The following is a 16,701-nucleotide window of genomic DNA, read 5'->3' on the forward strand; positions in this document are numbered from 1 at the left end:
GCGCATTGTCCGCCGCGGATTGTCCGCGCCTTGTGCGTCGCGCTGTTCACTCGGTGACCCGCACCGTGAACTCCCCCTCGCTGACGCGCGCCCGCAGCGTCTCGTCCTCCGTCACGTCATCCGGGGAGCGCACGACGGCCCCGTCCGCCCGCTGGAGCACCGCGTAGCCCCGCTGGAGCGTCGCGGCGGGCGACAGCGACACCACGCGCGCGCGGGTATGCGACAGCTCGGACTCCGCCCTGTCCAGCAGATGCCCGAACACCCGGCGGCCGCGCGCCGCGAGCGCCTCGACCTCCGCCTCCCGCTCGTCTGCCATCCGGTGCGGATGCTCCATCGAGGGCCGGGCCAGGGCGTGGGCGAGCCCCCGCTCCTCCCGGTCGAGCAGCGCCCGCACACAGCGCAGCGCACGGTCCCTGAGGGCGTCCACCCGGTCCAGCTCCTCGCCGACGTCCGGCACGACCTTCTTGGCCGCGTCCGTCGGGGTGGAGGCGCGCAGATCCGCGACGAGGTCGAGCAGCGGGGAGTCCGGCTCATGCCCGATCGCGGACACCACGGGCGTACGGCACGCGAAGACCGCGCGAACCAGCTGCTCGTCCGAGAACGGCAGCAGGTCCTCCACGCTGCCGCCGCCGCGCGCGACGATGATCACGTCGACGTCCGGGTGCTCGTCCAGCTCCTTGACCGCCTGCACGACCTGCGCGACGGCGTGCACGCCCTGCACCGCCACATTGCGCACTTCGAAGCGGACGTGCGGCCAGCGGTGCCGGGCGTTCTCCAGCACATCGCGCTCCGCGGCAGAGGACCGGCCGCAGACGAGCCCCACCCGGTGCGGCAGAAACGGAAGCGGCCTCTTCCGCTCGGCGGCGAACAGCCCCTCCGCCCCGAGTGCCCGCTTGAGCTGCTCAAGCCGGACGAGCAGCTCCCCGACGCCCACCGGCCTTATCTCGGCCGCCCGCAGCGAGAGCTGTCCCCGCGGGGCGTACCACTCCGGCTTGGCGTACACGACGACCCGCGCGCCCTCGGACACGACGTCCGCGACCGCGTCGAAGACCTGCCGATAGCAGGTGACGCTCACCGAGATGTCGTACGACGGATCGCGCAGCGACAGAAACACCACCCCGGCCCCGGGCCGCCGCGACAACTGGGTGATCTGCCCCTCGACCCATACGGCCCCGAGCCGGTCGATCCACCCGCCGATGAGCCGCGACACCTCGCCGACGGGCAGCGGCGCTTCTGCGGTCGTCTTGAGAGCCATGCGTGCGAGCGTATAGGCCACCGCCGACAGCCCCATACGGCTTCCCGCGCCGTGCCCCGCGCGGCGGCGCGGATCCCACGGGCCCCGCGGCGGCAGGGAGCCTGTGCGGCGCGCTCCGTCCGCGCGGCTACGGGGAGCGGTCGCGGGGTGTCCGCCGAGCGGCGGGACGACGCCGCTGGAGCGTCACCACGACCAGGCCCGCGCCCAGCCAGACCGCCCCCACCGCCTGGGCCGATCCCGCGGCCTCCGTGATGACGGCGATCAGGATGCCCGCGCCCGCCACCGGCGCGGCGACATGGCGCAGCCAGTGCGGCGGCCCCGCCATCCGGCGGACCGCGAACCAGCCCACCACGCTCGCGTGGAGCATCACAAACGCCGTCAGCGCCCCGATGTCGACCACGGACACCAGATGGTCCATCCCGTCGTCACGGCGCGCCGCCCACACGGCCGCCGCCATCGTCACGGCCGCCGCGAGCAGCAGGGCAACCCGCGGAACACCCGCGTCCGTACGGGCCAGGGCCCGCGGCAGCCGGCGGCCGCGGGCCATCGCGAACAGCAGCCGGCCCGCCGCCGCCTGCCCCGCCAGCGCCGCGAACGCCGCACCGATCGCCTTGCTCGCCGCCACCAGGTCGTGCAGCCACACCCCCACCGAGGCGTCCACCGCGTCGTAGAACGCCGCCCCCTGCAGCTCCGGCCGCTCCGCCAGCTGTGCCGACGACACCGGCTCCAGCAGGGCCGCCAGATAGCTCTGGACGACGAAGAGCACCCCGGCGAGCGCCAGACAGAACAGCACCGCCCGCGCCACCTTCCGGGACCCCCCGGTCGCCTCCTCCGCGAAAGAGGCGATCGCGTCGAAGCCCAGATACGACAGCACGGCCACCGACACGGCCCCGAGCACCGCCGCCACGGAGAAGCCCGCGTCCCCGGTGAACGGCGAGAGCCAGTCGCGCTGCGCTCCATCCCGTACGAGCACGACCGCGGCGGCCGCCGCGAACACGATCAGGACGGCGATCTCCATGGCGAGCACGGCGAAGCCGACCCGCGCGGCGGGCCGCACGCCCCACAGGTTCAGCAGCGTCGTCACGACCACCGCGAGCGAGGTCCACACCCACCGGTCCACGGACGGAACCAGCGCCTCCATGGCGATTCCGGAGAAGAGATAGGCGACGGCGGGGATCAGCAGATAGTCGAGCATCGCCATCCACCCGGCGATGAACCCGGGAGCCTCGCCGAGCCCCTTGCGGGCGTACGCGAACACCGATCCGGCCTGCGGGGCCACCCGCACCATCTGGGCGTAGCTCAGGGCGGTGAAGGCCATCGCGACCGTCGCGACGACGTACACCAGGGCCACGGCCCCATGGGACCGGGCGTCCAGGGCGCCGAAGATCCCCACAGGGGCCATGGGGGCGATGAACAGCAGCCCGTAGACGACGAGATCGCGGAACCCGAGGGTGCGGCGCAGCCCGGTGTGGCGCTCGCTCCCGGACCGCGGCTCTGACGTCCGCGCAGCGTCCATCGCGCCCGTGCTCCTTTCGCCCCCCTTCCGTTCCCTTTCGGCCCCTGCGCACTCCCGAGGGCCCAGTCTCGGCCCGGCGGGTGATCTCACGGGGCAGCGACGCGGCCTTACGATGGTGCGCATGACTGCTACGCCGACTCCTGCCCGTCGCGTCCTGCTCGCCGCCCCCCGCGGCTACTGCGCGGGCGTGGACCGCGCCGTAATCGCCGTCGAGAAGGCCCTGGAGCAGTACGGGGCCCCGATCTACGTCCGTCACGAGATCGTTCACAACAAGTACGTCGTCCAGACCCTGGAGAAGAAGGGCGCGATCTTCGTCGAGACGACGGCGGAGGTGCCCGAGGGCTCGATCGTGATGTTCTCGGCGCACGGCGTCGCGCCGACCGTCCACGAAGAGGCGGCCGAGCGGAAGCTCGCCACCATCGACGCCACCTGTCCCCTGGTGACGAAGGTCCACAAGGAGGCCGTGCGGTATGCGAAGGACGACTTCGACATCCTGCTGATCGGCCACGAGGGCCACGAGGAGGTCATCGGCACCACAGGCGAGGCCCCCGAGCACATCACCCTGGTCGACGGCCCGGACGATGTCGACCAGGTCGAGGTCCGCGACCCGTCGAAGGTCGTCTGGCTCTCCCAGACCACCCTCTCGGTCGACGAGACGATGGAGACGGTGGACCGTCTCAAGACCAAGTTCCCGCTGCTCGTCTCACCGCCCAGCGACGACATCTGCTACGCCACGCAGAACCGCCAGATCGCGGTGAAGCAGATGGGCGCCGAGTCCGACCTGGTCATCGTGGTCGGCTCGCAGAACTCCTCCAACTCCAAGCGTCTGGTGGAGGTCGCGCTCGGCGCGGGCGCGCGCGCCGCCCATCTGGTGGACTACGCCGACGAGATCGACGAGACCTGGCTGGAGGGTGTGACCACGGTCGGCGTGACCTCGGGCGCGTCCGTGCCGGACGTGCTGGTCGAGGGCGTACTGGAATGGCTGTCCCAGCGCGGCTTCGAGGATGTGGAGATCGTCAAGGCGGCCGAGGAGTCGATCACCTTCTCGCTGCCGAAGGAGCTCCGCCGCGATCTGCGCTCCGAGGCGGCCGAACTCGCCAAGGAGTGACTGTCGGCGCGGGCCCGTAACGTTGTGTCCATGGACGTCGTCTTCGGAGTGGACATCGGCGGCTCGGGGATCAAGGGCGCTCCCGTGGACCTGGAGCGCGGCGATCTGGCCGAGCCCCGGCACAAGGTGCTCACACCGCACCCGGCCGTGCCGGACGGCGTGGCCGACCGGGTCGCGGAGGTCGTGACGCATTTCGGCTGGTCCGGCCCGGTGGGCGTCACCTTTCCCGGGGTGGTGACGGGCGGCGTCACCCGCACCGCCGCCAATGTCGACAAGAGCTGGCTCGATGTCGACGCGGCGAAGCTGCTGAGCGACCGTCTCGGCGGCCTGCCCGTGACGGTGCTGAACGACGCGGACGCGGCGGGCATCGCGGAGATGACCTTCGGCGCGGGCCGCGGCCGCGAGGGCACGGTGCTGATGCTGACGCTCGGCACCGGCATCGGCAGCGCGCTCTTCGTCGGCGGCCGTCTCGTGCCGAACACGGAGCTGGGCCATCTGGAGCTGCACGGCCATGAGGCGGAGCAGCGCGCCTCGACGAAGGCGAAGGAGGACGGCGACCTGAGCTGGGAGCACTGGGCGCGCCGGGTGCGGAAGTATCTGGCGCATCTGGAGATGCTGTTCTCGCCCGAGCTGTTCATCATCGGCGGCGGGGTGAGCCGCAAGGCGGAGAAGTTTCTGCCGCTGATCAAGGACATCCGGGCGGAGATCGTCCCGGCGGAGCTGCAGAACAACGCGGGCATCGTGGGCGCGGCGATGACGGCGGCGGCCCCCGCGGACGGGCCCTTGCGGTGACGGGCCCCTGTGCTGATGGGTCTGTGCGGTGACGGGCCTTGTGCTGACGGGTCCTTGTGCTGACCGGTGCCTGCGGTGACGGCCCCTCCCGGCCCCGCAGCCGGGGCACCCCCGCCCAGCCCCCCTCAGCTGGGGCCACCCCTCCCTCTCCTCCTCCCGTCAGCCGCGGCGGCTCTGCGCCCCGCTCGGGCGGCCGGGCCGGGGCGCGCCGGTACGGCGCGGGCGGCGGTTCATGGCGCGTACCTTCCGTACGCAGGTGATCAGCCCTGCGATCAGGGTGCCGCCGTACAGCCAGCCCGCCTGGACGGCCAGTGAGGTGACCACCGCCATGGTCTGCCCGCCGAAACCGCCGGTGCCGCCGGAGATCGGGACGACGCCGACGGCGAAGGCGATGGGCGCGCAGATGGGCGCGGTGACCAGGTCGGCCTCCCGTACCCAGAGCGCGGTGAGCGCGCTGACCGGCAGAAACAGCACTCCGTACAGCGCCGCGGAGCCATCGAGCAGCAGCCGGTCGAGAAAGCCGAGCCCCAGCATCGACGCCGCGGCGAAGAGCCCGGCGCCCAGCCCGGTGAGCCTGGGGTTCGGGAGCCTCTGGAGGGCGAGGACGACGGGCGGCGCCGGGCGGGCGGCTCGGGCCGGCACCGGGTAGACGGCGGCGCCGTCGGCGAGCGCGGGCCGCTTCGGACGCCGGGGCGTGCTGGTTCTGGGCTGCTCCACGGAACCAACGTAGGTCGCGAGAGGCGCCGAACCAGGAGCGGAACACGCCCTTTGGGTGAGGCTTGGCGCTGAGTTCGACCGCCCGGCTCCGCATCCCGGGCTCCTTCCAGCGTCCGCGACGCCCGTCGCCGCCGCTTCCGTCCCGCCCGTAGACTGGGGGATCGGCCCCTCGGGGCCAGGCCCGCCCCACTCCCACTCCACTCCAGGAAGTCGCCAACGTGTCGCTCACGATCGGAATCGTCGGTCTGCCGAATGTCGGCAAGTCGACCCTGTTCAACGCCCTGACCAAGAACGACGTGCTGGCGGCCAACTACCCGTTCGCCACGATCGAGCCCAACGTCGGCGTCGTCGGCGTCCCGGACGCCCGCCTCGCCAAGCTCGCCGAGATCTTCGGCTCGCAGCGCATCCTCCCGGCGACCGTTGACTTCGTGGACATCGCCGGCATCGTGCGCGGCGCGAGCGAGGGTGAGGGCCTGGGCAACAAGTTCCTCGCGAACATCCGCGAGTCCGACGCGATCTGCCAGGTCATCCGGGCCTTCAAGGACGAGAACGTCGTCCATGTCGACGGCGAGGTCTCGCCCAAGAACGACATCGAGACGATCAACACCGAGCTGATCCTCGCCGACCTCCAGACGATCGAGAAGGTCCTGCCCCGTCTCCAGAAGGAGTCGCGGATCAAGAAGGACATCGCACCCAAGGTGGCGGCGGTCGAGGCGGCCAAGGAGATCCTGGAGCGCGGCGAGACCCTCTTCTCCCAGGGCATCGTCCAGGGCAGCGAGAAGGCCGAGCTGCTGCACGATCTGCATCTGCTCACCACCAAGCCGTTCCTCTACGTCTTCAACGTCGACGAGGACGAGCTGACCGACGACTCCTTCAAGGACGAACAGCGCGCCCTGGTCGCCCCGGCCGAGGCCATCTTCCTCAACGCCAAGCTGGAAGCGGACCTCGCCGAACTCGACGACGACGAGGCCCTGGAACTCCTCCAGTCCGTCGGCCAGGACGAACCGGGCCTCGCCACCCTGGCCCGCGTCGGCTTCACCACCCTCGGCCTCCAGACCTACCTGACGGCTGGCCCCAAGGAGTCCCGCGCCTGGACCATCAAGAAGGGCGCGACCGCCCCCGAGGCGGCCGGCGTGATCCACACGGACTTCCAGAAGGGCTTCATCAAGGCAGAGGTCATCTCCTTCGAGGACCTGGTGGCCACCGGCTCGGTAGCCGACGCCCGCGCGGCCGGCAAGGCCCGCATGGAGGGCAAGGACTACGTGATGCAGGACGGCGACGTGGTCGAGTTCCGCTTCAATGTGTAGTCGCGCAAGTCGGAAGGGGTCGGACGCTGTCGAGTCCGACCCCTTCGTCGTCGCCGTGCCGGATGGGTGCTGGATATTCTGACGTATGGTCAGTCGTGATCAGGTGTCGTAAACGGTGGAGCGATGCCCTACGTGAACGACCCAGACGACCAATTCCCTGTTGTCGATCGTGTAGATCACGCGGTGGTCGCCTACCCGTAGGCGGCGGCGGTCGGGCTGGGAGGTGAGGGCTGTGGTGTTGAAGCCGAGTGGGTCGCTTTCCAGCTCGGTCAGCTTCGCCAGGACACGGAGTGCCATGTCCCGGGGGATCTTGCGTAGCTCCGCCTGAGCTTCGGGTCGGAAGACGGTGCGGTATTCACTCACTGCGTGCCAGCGTCTCCCTCATGACGTCCTCGATCGGGATGCCGGGCGCCGGGTTGGCCATGCGCTCGTCGATGATCCGGTTGATCTCGCGCTCTTCCCATTCCTGGTACTTGCGCAGCACCTCGATGGACACCACGGCAGCGACTTCCTTGCCTCGGCGTGTGATCACTGTGGGCACGTCGTCGCGGTCTGCGCGCTCCACGACCTCGGCCAGGTGAGCGCGCACGTTGCGGATGGACTCTATGGGCAGCGGCTGCGTCATGGGCTCAAGAGTACCGGGTGTCTCATGTGTACACAATGTCCGCCGTGAGTCCGCATCCGCACCGTGCTGGATGGGTGCTGGATAAGACCGCCGAGGGGCGTGCCTTCACAGGTGAGAGGCCTGTGCTCAACGTTCCGCTGGGGGTGTGTGGCCGCCGGTGCTCCATCACAATGCTGATCTGGCAGGCATGCGGATCAGAAGGGGGCCGGCTTTCCGGCGTCGGGCCCATGAGATTTTCCCGCGCCGCCGGATTGGTGCGGCTGGTTGTCCGCGGGGACCAGGCGGGGGACGAGGCGGACGTATGCCACCATCCCCAGGACCTCGACCAGGGTCTGTGTGACCACGACGACCGCGGCGACGGCCAGCTCGTCCGGCAGGGCCAGTGCCAGCGGGAGGACGACCAGGGAGTTGCGGGTCGCTCCGGTGAAGACGATCGCGCGGGTGGCGGGGGCGTCCAGGCGGCAGAGGCGGGCTGCGGCGCGGCCGGCGAACGGCATGGCGGCCAGGAACAGCACATAGAACGGCACCACGCCGGCGACCTCGGTGAGGCCGCCGTCGAGCTTGGGGACCTGGGAGGCGACGACGATCAGCAAGGTGGCCGCCATCAGCGGAACCATCGTGACGGTCGCCCCGTCGGACACCCGCTGTCCGACGGGCCTGTGGGCCGCCCATGCCTGGGTGGCCCAGGCCAGCGCCAGCGGAATGACGATCAGGAAGAGGAACGCTTCAAGGAACGGTCCGGCGTCGACGATGTCGGCGAGGTCCGAGCCCATGAAGAGGAAGAGGAATCCCGGCAGCAGCACCATCTGCGCGGCCAGCAGCAGCGGGGTGGCGGCCAGCAGCCGTCTGCCGCTGCCGCCGGCCAGCCCGGTGAAGACGATCACGTAGTCGACGCACGGGCAGAGCAGCACCAGCAGTACGCCCAGGCGCACGGCAGGGTCAGCGGGCAGGAACATGAACACCGCCGCGACCAGCAGCGGGACGACGAGGAAGTTCACGCCCATGGCGGCGGACAGGAACCGGCCGTCGCGCAGTGAGCGGACGAGTTCGGCGGCGGGGACCTGGAGGAACGTCACATAGAGCAGCGCGCCGAGGACGGGGTTGATGGCGTGCTCCAGGCCGGGACCCGCGTCCGGAGCGGTCCAGCCGAGCACGGCGCCGACCGCCAGCGCCGCGAGATAGACCGCGACCTGGTGGCGTTCCATGCGTTCGGCCAGACCATGGGGTTTCTGCGACACCGTTGTGGCTCCTTGCTGTGGCGCTGCCCGCGGGACCAGCGGTCCGGCCCTCCGCCATTGTGGCAAGCCGTCTTCAGCCGGCCTCGAAGCAGGGTGCACCCCGGACGGCTTCCAGGGGCCTGCCCAGCCGCCATATCCCCGCCGATAATGCTGATCGGCGGGGATCGACCGCCAGGGCAGAGGCGGTCGGGGCCGGGGCACGGGGGCGGAGCGTATGGCGCGGAGTGGGGCGTCGCGGGACGGGGTGGCGGTAGGGCGGCAGGGCAGGGCGGTACTCGCCGCCGGGGAGCGGCTGCTCGGGGCCGCGCGGGCGGTGGTCGGGGATCACGCGCACGCGGTCGGCGCGGTGCGGGCCGTGCTGGGGCCGATGGTGGAGGAGCTCAGCGCGCATGAGCTGGAGGCGATACCCGTGGCCCGGCTGCGGGACGTCACGGAGGGGCGGCTGAGGCTCAACGCCATCGAGACGGCCGGATATACGTCCGTACGCCAGGTGCTGCGGGCCAATCGCTATCAGCTGCGCCAGATACCCGGTGTGGGGGCGCAGACGGCGGACCAGGCCCTGGCGGCGGCCCGTCAGATCGCGGATGCCGTGGCGGAGACCGTCGCCGTCAGGATCGACCCCGACCGCCCCGAGCCCTGTACGACCGAGCTGGTCATCGCCCTCCACCGGCTCGTCGAGGCCGGGCCCGGCGCACGGCGCGCGGTGGACGCGGGTGCGTCGCTTGCCGAGCGGCTCGGGCCGCTGATCGCCCGGGGCAAGCCGGTCGGCGGACGGCTGCGGATGTGGCTCGCGGGGCGGGAGAAGCGTGAGGAGGCGCTGGCCGCCGCCGCGGACCTACGGGACGTGGTCGACGAGGCTGAGGAGGGCGGTGTGCCGGTGCTGCTCGCCCAGACCTCGGCCGATCTGCTGCGGGGGCCGGCCGCCGAGGCCGAGGCGTGGGTCGACTTCGAGCTGCGGTCGGCCGAGTACTACAGCCTGCTCGCCGAGATCTCGGGAACCGGCCCCGACGTCGCCGCGGCCGAGGGCTTCCTCCCCGGCGAGCTGGCGGATCGGGTACGGCGGCAGCCGCTCGACGACACGTACCGACGGGTCTCACTGCGCGGCTATCAGTCGTTCGGCGCCCGTTTCGCGCTCACCCAGCGCCGGGTCGTCCTCGGCGATGAGATGGGGCTCGGCAAGACGGTCCAGGCCATCGCCGCCATGGCGCATCTGGCGGCGGAGGGGCAGAGCCGCTTCCTGGTGGTGTGCCCGGCCAGCGTCCTGATCAACTGGACCCGGGAGATCAGGGCGCGCAGCGCCCTGAGCGCCGTCCCGCTGCACGGCGTCGAGCGGCAGGACGCCTTCGCCGAGTGGCGTGAACGCGGCGGGGTCGGCGTCACCACCTATGACGCACTGCGCGGTTTCCCCCTGCCCGCCGAGGGGGAGCTCGGCATGCTCGTCGTCGACGAGGCCCACTATGTGAAGAACCCGGAGGCTCTCAGGTCCCGGTCCGTGGCGCGCTGGGCCGGTCTGTGCGAGCGGGTGCTGTTCCTCACCGGCACCCCCATGGAGAACCGGGTCGCCGAGTTCCGCAGCCTGGTGAGCCATCTCCAGCCCGGCCTCGTCGCCCGGTTCGGCGAGGCCGAAGGCGTCGCGGGCTCCCAGGCCTTCCGCAGAGCCGTGGCGCCCGCCTATCTCCGGCGCAACCAGACGGACGTGCTCGCGGAGCTGCCCTCGCTGGTGCGGGTCGACGAGTGGGAGGAGCCCAGCGCCGCCGACGACGAGGCGTATCGCGCAGCGGTGATGGCGGGCAACTTCATGGCCATGCGCCGGGCGGCGTACGAGCGGCCCCGCACCTCGGCGAAACTGCAGCGGCTGGTCGAGCTGGTGGCGGAGGCGGCGGACAACGGCCTGAAGGTCGTGGTGTTCTCGTACTTCCGCGATGTGCTGGACACGGTGCATACCGCGCTTGCGGCGAAGGCGCGTGACTCGAAGGCGCCCGGGTCGGAGGCGCCCGGCTCGAAGGCGCGTGGCTCGCAGGCGCCCGGGTCGGAGGTGCGGGGGTCGGAGGCGCCCGGCTCCGAGGTGCTCGGACCCCTCTCCGGGAGTCTCCCGCCCGCGCGGCGTCAGCAACTCGTCGACGAATTCGGCGCGGTGCGCGGCCATGCGGTGCTGCTGGCACAGATCGAGGCGGGCGGAGTGGGGCTCAACCTCCAGGCCGCCTCGGTGGTCATCATCTGCGAGCCACAGGTCAAGCCCACCATCGAGCACCAGGCTGTGGCACGGGCCCACCGGATGGGGCAGGTCCGCAGTGTGCAGGTGCACCGGCTGCTCTCCACGACCGGGGTGGACCGCCGGCTCTGCGAGATCCTGGAGAGCAAGTCGCGGCTGTTCGACGCCTATGCCCGGCGCAGCGAGGTCGCGGAGGCGACCCCCGATGCCGTGGACGTCTCCGACGGTGCGCTGGCCCGCCGGATCGTGGAGGAGGAGCAGGAGCGGCTGGCCGCGCGGTCCGGCCCGCGGGCGGAGACGCCGGCGCCCTGACGGAGCGGTTCCCTCGCACGGGCCGCTGCTTAGACTCGGGACATGCCCCAGCCGAAGCCCGTGGCGGCCCGTGCGTGCTCCATCGCCGACGCGCTCGACCTCGTCGGGGAGCGATGGACGCTGCTCGCCGTACGCGAACTGAGCCATGGGGTCCGGCGCTTCAACCGGATCGTCCGCAATACCGGGGCGTCCCGCGACATCCTCACGGCGCGGCTGCGCAAGCTGGAGGCCGCGGGGGTCGTCCGGCGCGAGCAATACCACGAGCGTCCGCCCCGGTACGAGTACCGCCTCACCCCCGCGGGCCAGGAGCTGGGCGATGTGCTGCTCACCCTGATGGCGTGGGGCGACCGGCATCTGAACCCCGGGGATCCGCCGGTGGTCTGGCAGCACTCGTGCGGCCGGGCGCTGGACGCCGTGGTGGTCTGCGCGCACTGCGGAGAGTCCGCACGCACCGGGGCGCACTCCCCGTCCGGCCGCGGCGCGCCCGCGTCGGGGGCGGCGGACTAACCGGGGGCCACGGCCGAGGTGTCGGCGAACGAGTGGTGCTCATGGGCGACGGTCCAGCGACCCCGCTCCTTGCGGAGCCCGACCGTCAGTCTGAGGCGGTTCTCCGGGTGCTCGGCCAGTTCCTCAGGGGTGCCGCAGCGCAGCAGCGCATGGGCGTAGGCGACCGTGTCGCCCGCGGTGACCTCCAGGGAGACGATCTCGAACGACGCGCCGTGCGCCAGCCATTCGAAGAACGGAGGCCAGGTCTCGCGGTAGGCGTCGATGCCGCGTACGCCGTCCTGAGGCGGGGGTACGTCGAACATCACGATGTCGTCTGCATGGTCGGTCAGCACCGCGTCGAGGTCGCCGCGGTGGACCGCGGCGGTCCACCGTTCGATCAGTTCACGGATCTGCTTCTCGTCCTGGTTCATGGTCGGTTCCGCCGTCCCTCGTGTCGTGTCGTGGCATATCGTGGCGTGGCATGTCATGACGTTGTGTCATGACATGGTGTCGGGTGTGGCCCTCTTACGCCCGTACAGACCTCTTCCGACGGCGAAACTCATCGGCCGGCCGAGACGAAAGGCCGAAACGCGGGCCCTGACTGTGCCAATTGTGTGGCTCCCGCGTTACGTCGTGTCCGGAACCCTTGTGGGATTCCTATGGATCGGTCAACCTTTCGGACGGCAGCGGGACATGGCGGCGTGGTTTTCCGGCCAATCGTTTGTCATGACCCTGTCGATTCCCCCACAAGAGCGCACCACCGATGAGGAGGACCCCTCACATGTCAGTGCGTACCTCGCGGCGAAGACTCGCCGCGGCCAGCGCGATAGCCGCCGCCGCTCTCACGCTCGGCGCGGCCTCCGCACTTCCGGCCACCGCGGCCGAGCAGACGCCGGAAGGCGTCATCGAGAACGCCGGCGCCCCCGGAGCCGTCGCCGGCAGCTATATCGTCACCCTCGACGAGTCGGCGGCCGACGCCGAGTCGAAGAAGGGCAGGTCGCTGGCGGCGGCCTATGGCGCGAAGATCAAGAAGACATACACGGCCGCGCTGAACGGCTATGCGGTCGAACTCTCCGAGTCCCAGGCGAAGAAGCTGGCCGCGGACCCGGCCGTCGAGTCGGTCGTGCAGAACCGCGTCCTGAGCATCAACGGCACCCAGCCCAATCCCCCCTCCTGGGGCCTGGACCGCATCGACCAGCGGGACCTTCCGCTGAACAGCAGCTACACCTACCCCGACAGCGCGGGCAGCGGGGTGACCGCGTACGTCATCGACACCGGTGTGCGCATCAGCCACAACGACTTCGGCGGGCGCGCGTCATACGGCTATGACGCCATCGACGACGACTACACGGCGCAGGACGGCCATGGCCATGGCACCCATGTGGCCGGCACGGTGGCCGGGTCCTCCTACGGCGTGGCGAAGAAGGCCAAGATCGTCGCGGTCCGGGTGCTCAACGACCAGGGGTCGGGCACGACCGCCCAGGTCGTCGCGGGCATCGACTGGGTGACGCAGAACGCCGTCAAGCCGGCCGTCGCCAATATGAGCCTCGGCGGCGGGGCCGACACCGCCCTCGACAACGCGGTGCGCAACTCCATCGCCTCCGGCATCACCTACGCGATCGCCGCCGGCAACAGCAACCGCGACGCCTCCAACTACTCGCCCGCGCGGGTGACCGAGGCGATCACCGTCGGCTCGACGACCAGCAGTGACTCCCGCTCGTCCTTCTCCAACTACGGCAGTGTGCTGGACCTCTTCGCGCCGGGTTCGTCGATCACCTCGGCCTGGAACTCCAGCGACTCGGCCACCAACACCATCTCCGGCACCTCGATGGCGGCCCCGCATGCCGCGGGCGCGGCCGCGCTGTATCTGGCGGACAACGCGACGGCGACCCCGTCGCAGGTGTCCAACGCGCTGACCGACGCCGCCACGACCGGTGTGGTCGGCAACCCGGGCAGCGGCTCGCCGAACCGCCTGCTGTACGTCGGCGAGGGCGGCACCGAGCCGCCGCCCCCGCCGGGCGACCGCTTCGAGAACACCACTGACTACGCGATTGAAGACCACTCCACCGTGGAGTCCCCGATCGGCGTCAGCGGCATCGAAGGCAACGCCCCGTCCGGCCTCCAGGTCGAGGTGGACATCAAGCACACCTACATCGGCGACCTGCGGGTCCAGCTGATCGCGCCGGACGGCTCCGCCTATCTGCTCAAGGACTACGGCACCGGCGGCAGCAGCGACGACATCAACACCACCTACACCGTCGACGCCTCCTCGGAGAGCGCGAACGGCACCTGGAAGCTGCGAGTCCACGACAACTACTGGTGGGACACCGGAAAGATCGACTCCTGGGCGCTCCAGTTCTGACGAGCGTCCGTGTCCGTGTCCCTGTCTCCATCCCTGTTCGCGTGTGCGTCTGTTCTGTGTCTGAACTGACGCCCTGACCCGAGGGGGCGGTCGCCGCGGCGGCCGCCCCCTTCCGTCTCCTCCGCGGGGTCTGCCCGGCGGCAACTCCCCGCCCGGCCGGGTGTGATGACTTCGTGTAATGCTTTGGCTCACGCTTGCGGTCATCAACCGTCAGTTGCCACTCTGTCGCTGTCTGTCAACCTGATGGGGAGTGGCCCGTGACATTCGGTGAGCAGCCAGCCTATCTGCGTGTTGCGAGCGATCTCCGCCAGAAGATCGTCAACGGTTCGCTGCCGCCGCACACCCGCCTACCGTCGCAGGCCCGCATCCGTGAGGAGTACGGGGTCTCGGACACGGTCGCCCTTGAGGCGCGCAAGGTGCTCATGGCCGAGGGCCTGGTGGAGGGCCGCTCCGGCTCCGGCACCTATGTGCGTGAGCGTCCCGTGCCCCGCCGCGTCTCACGCTCCGGCGACCGCCCCCCGTGCGGTGCGAGCCCCTTCCGCCAGGAGCAGGCCGACGAAGGCGCCCGCGGCACCTGGGAGTCCAGCAGCGAACAGGAGGCGGCGAGCGCGGAGGTGGCCGAGCGGCTCGGGATCGACGAGGGCTCGCGGGTGATGCGCACGCGCTATCTGTACCGCGACTCCGGTGATCCGATGATGCTCTCCACCTCCTGGGAGCCCCTCGACGTCACCGGCCGCACCCCGGTCATGCTCCCCGAGGAAGGCCCGCTGGGCGGCTGCGGCGTCGTCGACCGCATGGCCGCGATCGACATCGTCGTCGACAACGTCCTGGAGCAGGTCGCCGCCCGCCCCGGTCTGGCGGAGGAGCTGCTCGCGCTGGGCGGGGTGCCGGGGCATGTGGTGCTGGTCATCGAGCGCACCTTCTACGCCTCGGGCCGCGCGGTCGAAACAGCCGACGTCATCGTCCCGGCGGACCGCTACCGCCTGGCGTACCACCTCCCGGTCCGCTGACCGCGAGCAAAGCCGGGCACCGATGTCAGACGGTCTGTCTACGCGCGCCGTACCCGGCCGGGTACGGCGCGACGGCCGTCGTGACGGCCAACGCGCCGACCGCGGCGCCGAGCGCTCCGACCGTATCGATTCCCGCCGTCTTCGGGCTCTTCGGGCGCTGCGCCCGCGCCCTCTCGGCCTTCTCGGCCTCCGTCAGGGCCGGACTCGCCCCGGCCCTCGGCCCGTTGCGCGTCAGGGCCGCCAAGGGCCCGCGCTGCCTTGCCCGTCCGTCGAGTACGGCGCTGCCCGCACCGCGGTCGCGCAGCCCACAGCCCCGCCCTGGCGCGGTGTCGACGGTGCGCACGGGTTGGCTGAGCCCTCCGTGACGGGGTGAGCAGGGGGCGCATCCGGCCGGATGCGCCCCCACGTTCATATCTCTTTGTGTAAACACGTATCCGCTGAGTAAATGTCAGGCGTAGGGTCGGGCATATGCGTGATGCGGTTTCCCGGCGAGTGTTACGGATGTGCCTGCCGATGGGCTTAGCGATGGCGCTGCCGACCGAGGGAGGGGACAAATGAACGACAGTGGTGCTGTGCTCCCCTGGCTTGTCATACGGGAGGACGACAACGGCAACCGCTATCGCGTCGGCAGGTACGCCACCAGGGACGAGGCGCAGCATGTCATCGACACCCTGGAGGACTGCGGTCATCAGCAGCTGTACTGGGTGGAGCGCATACGCTCCACCGCATGAGTGAACGTGTCGTTGTGGTGGCCGGTGCGCTGTGCCATGCCGGGCGGCTGCTGGCCGCCCGGCGCAGCGCCCCTGAGGAGCTCGCCGGCCGCTGGGAGCTGCCCGGCGGGAAGCTGGAGCCGGGGGAGAGCCCCGAGCAGGCGCTGGTGCGCGAGCTGTACGAGGAGCTGGGCGTACGGGCCGAGCCGCTGTGCCGGATCGAGGGGGAGTGGCCCCTGGGCCGCCCCGGCTATGTCCTCCAGGTGTGGACCGCCCGGCTGATCTCCGGGGAGCCCCGCCCCCTGGAGGACCATGACGCACTGCGCTGGCTCGCCCCGGATGAGATGGACACCGTCGACTGGCTGGATCACGACCGTCCCGCGGTCGCCGAGGCGGCTCGGCTGCTGCTGCGGCCGATAGGCGGGGGCGCGGCGGGCAGCGCACGGGAGTAGGCCGTACGCCGTCCGGTGCCTCCGTGCGCTCATTGCTGGGGCGGTCGGGATACCTCGCCATAAATATCGGGTATGTGCTGATTAACCCCCCGAAAACGGACGCGGGTCTCGGGTGCTGGTCTGGTCTGGGGAAGTGATCGGCGTGATCGACACCGAGGGCGAGAGCGCCTCGTGGACCTTCCCTGCGGAGCCCGACGCCGTACGGACCGCCCGCCATGCCGTACGGGACACCCTGCGCGCCTGGGAGCTCGACGCGGCGGTCGGCGATGTGACGGTACTGCTGGTCAGCGAGCTGGTGACCAACTCCCTGCGGCATGCCTACGGGCCCATCGGGGTGCGGCTCATCCGCCCCGAAGACGACGGCGCGGCCCGCTTCCTGACCGTCGAGGTCTCCGATCCGCTGCCCGATCCGCCCACCGAACGCGCCGCCGCGCTCGACGAGGAGGGCGGGAGAGGGCTGCAGTTGGTGGCCTGCACCGCCCGCCGCTGGGGTACCCGGCGCGGCAGGAGCGGCAAGACCGTGTGGTTCGAGCTGGCCCTGGCTGGTTAGAAGTCTGAGGGGATGACGATCACACAGCACCCGGCTCAAAACGAACGAG

The 16,701-nt window shown here is 70.9% G+C and carries 17 protein-coding genes; 10 read left to right on the plus strand and 7 right to left on the minus strand.

All coding sequences use genetic code 11. From position 1 onward, the window contains the following. Positions 1-46: 46 nt before the first annotated feature. Together xseA and OF819_RS10775 are read right to left on the minus strand one after the other, a co-directional pair. The gene (gene xseA, locus OF819_RS10770; RefSeq protein ID WP_267243192.1) at positions 47-1,255 is read right to left on the minus strand and encodes an exodeoxyribonuclease VII large subunit; all 1,209 of its coding nucleotides are present in this window, start codon (positions 1,253-1,255) and stop codon (positions 47-49) included. A 127-nt stretch (positions 1,256-1,382) separates the two neighbouring features. Then, entirely contained in the window at positions 1,383-2,771 is a 1,389-nt protein-coding gene (locus OF819_RS10775) for an APC family permease (protein WP_267243193.1), read from the minus strand. A gap of 121 nt (positions 2,772-2,892) precedes the next feature. Between OF819_RS10775 and OF819_RS10780 the strand changes: the two genes are divergently transcribed. Together OF819_RS10780 and ppgK are read left to right on the plus strand one after the other, a co-directional pair. Further along, the gene (locus tag OF819_RS10780) at positions 2,893-3,879 is read left to right on the plus strand and encodes a 4-hydroxy-3-methylbut-2-enyl diphosphate reductase (RefSeq protein WP_416370504.1); all 987 of its coding nucleotides are present in this window, start codon (positions 2,893-2,895) and stop codon (positions 3,877-3,879) included. Between the two features lie 30 nt (positions 3,880-3,909). Continuing rightward, positions 3,910-4,671 carry a polyphosphate--glucose phosphotransferase gene (ppgK, locus tag OF819_RS10785; RefSeq protein ID WP_267243195.1) on the plus strand — a complete coding sequence of 254 codons (762 nt, stop codon included), beginning with the start codon at positions 3,910-3,912 and terminating at the stop codon, positions 4,669-4,671. Positions 4,672-4,830: 159 nt separating this feature from the next. Here the strand turns inward: ppgK and OF819_RS10790 are convergent, their stop codons facing one another. Further along, complete coding sequence (locus OF819_RS10790; protein ID WP_267243196.1) at positions 4,831-5,388, minus strand: DUF6542 domain-containing protein; 558 nt, start codon at positions 5,386-5,388, stop codon at positions 4,831-4,833. A 218-nt stretch (positions 5,389-5,606) separates the two neighbouring features. On the opposite strand from OF819_RS10790, the gene ychF reads away from it, so the two are divergent. Then, a complete protein-coding gene (gene ychF, locus OF819_RS10795; RefSeq protein ID WP_267243197.1) occupies positions 5,607-6,695 on the plus strand; it encodes a redox-regulated ATPase YchF in 1,089 nt (362 codons plus the stop codon). 99 nt (positions 6,696-6,794) lie between these two features. Here ychF and OF819_RS10800 read toward each other — a convergent pair whose 3' ends face one another. From OF819_RS10800 to OF819_RS10810, 3 genes are all read right to left on the minus strand, one after another. Beyond that, positions 6,795-7,058 carry a type II toxin-antitoxin system RelE family toxin gene (locus tag OF819_RS10800; RefSeq protein ID WP_267243198.1) on the minus strand — a complete coding sequence of 88 codons (264 nt, stop codon included), beginning with the start codon at positions 7,056-7,058 and terminating at the stop codon, positions 6,795-6,797. After that, positions 7,051-7,320 (minus strand): type II toxin-antitoxin system Phd/YefM family antitoxin, encoded by a 270-nt coding sequence (locus OF819_RS10805; RefSeq protein WP_267243199.1) that lies wholly within the window; start codon positions 7,318-7,320, stop codon positions 7,051-7,053. The genes OF819_RS10800 and OF819_RS10805 overlap by 8 nt, the downstream gene beginning before the upstream one ends. Positions 7,321-7,514: 194 nt before the next feature. Then, positions 7,515-8,525, minus strand: a complete 1,011-nt coding sequence (locus OF819_RS10810) for an arsenic resistance protein (protein WP_416370507.1) — start codon at positions 8,523-8,525, stop codon at positions 7,515-7,517. Between the two features lie 247 nt (positions 8,526-8,772). Between OF819_RS10810 and OF819_RS10815 the strand changes: the two genes are divergently transcribed. Both OF819_RS10815 and OF819_RS10820 read left to right on the plus strand, forming a co-directional pair. Further along, a complete protein-coding gene (locus tag OF819_RS10815; protein WP_267243201.1) occupies positions 8,773-11,082 on the plus strand; it encodes a DEAD/DEAH box helicase in 2,310 nt (769 codons plus the stop codon). A 42-nt stretch (positions 11,083-11,124) separates the two neighbouring features. Then, a complete protein-coding gene (locus OF819_RS10820; RefSeq protein ID WP_267243202.1) occupies positions 11,125-11,589 on the plus strand; it encodes a winged helix-turn-helix transcriptional regulator in 465 nt (154 codons plus the stop codon). Here OF819_RS10820 and OF819_RS10825 read toward each other — a convergent pair. Continuing rightward, a complete protein-coding gene (locus tag OF819_RS10825; RefSeq protein ID WP_267243203.1) occupies positions 11,586-11,999 on the minus strand; it encodes a YybH family protein in 414 nt (137 codons plus the stop codon). The genes OF819_RS10820 and OF819_RS10825 overlap by 4 nt on opposite strands. A gap of 350 nt (positions 12,000-12,349) precedes the next feature. On the opposite strand from OF819_RS10825, the gene OF819_RS10830 reads away from it, so the two are divergent. From OF819_RS10830 to OF819_RS10850, 5 genes are all read left to right on the plus strand, one after another. Next, positions 12,350-13,930: a S8 family peptidase gene (locus OF819_RS10830; RefSeq protein WP_267243204.1), complete on the plus strand. Its 1,581-nt coding sequence runs from the start codon at positions 12,350-12,352 to the stop codon at positions 13,928-13,930. A gap of 257 nt (positions 13,931-14,187) precedes the next feature. Next, positions 14,188-14,940, plus strand: a complete 753-nt coding sequence (locus OF819_RS10835) for a GntR family transcriptional regulator (RefSeq protein WP_267243205.1) — start codon at positions 14,188-14,190, stop codon at positions 14,938-14,940. A gap of 554 nt (positions 14,941-15,494) precedes the next feature. Beyond that, the gene (locus OF819_RS10840) at positions 15,495-15,671 is read left to right on the plus strand and encodes an SPOR domain-containing protein (protein ID WP_267243206.1); all 177 of its coding nucleotides are present in this window, start codon (positions 15,495-15,497) and stop codon (positions 15,669-15,671) included. Further along, positions 15,668-16,102: a (deoxy)nucleoside triphosphate pyrophosphohydrolase gene (locus OF819_RS10845; protein WP_267243207.1), complete on the plus strand. Its 435-nt coding sequence runs from the start codon at positions 15,668-15,670 to the stop codon at positions 16,100-16,102. The genes OF819_RS10840 and OF819_RS10845 overlap by 4 nt, the downstream gene beginning before the upstream one ends. Before the next feature lie 133 nt (positions 16,103-16,235). Continuing rightward, entirely contained in the window at positions 16,236-16,652 is a 417-nt protein-coding gene (locus OF819_RS10850; RefSeq protein WP_267243276.1) for an ATP-binding protein, read from the plus strand. Positions 16,653-16,701 lie beyond the last annotated feature (49 nt).

This window comes from Streptomyces sp. PR69 (genome assembly GCF_026420845.1).
In the GTDB taxonomy this organism is placed as follows: Bacteria; Actinomycetota; Actinomycetes; order Streptomycetales; family Streptomycetaceae; genus Streptomyces.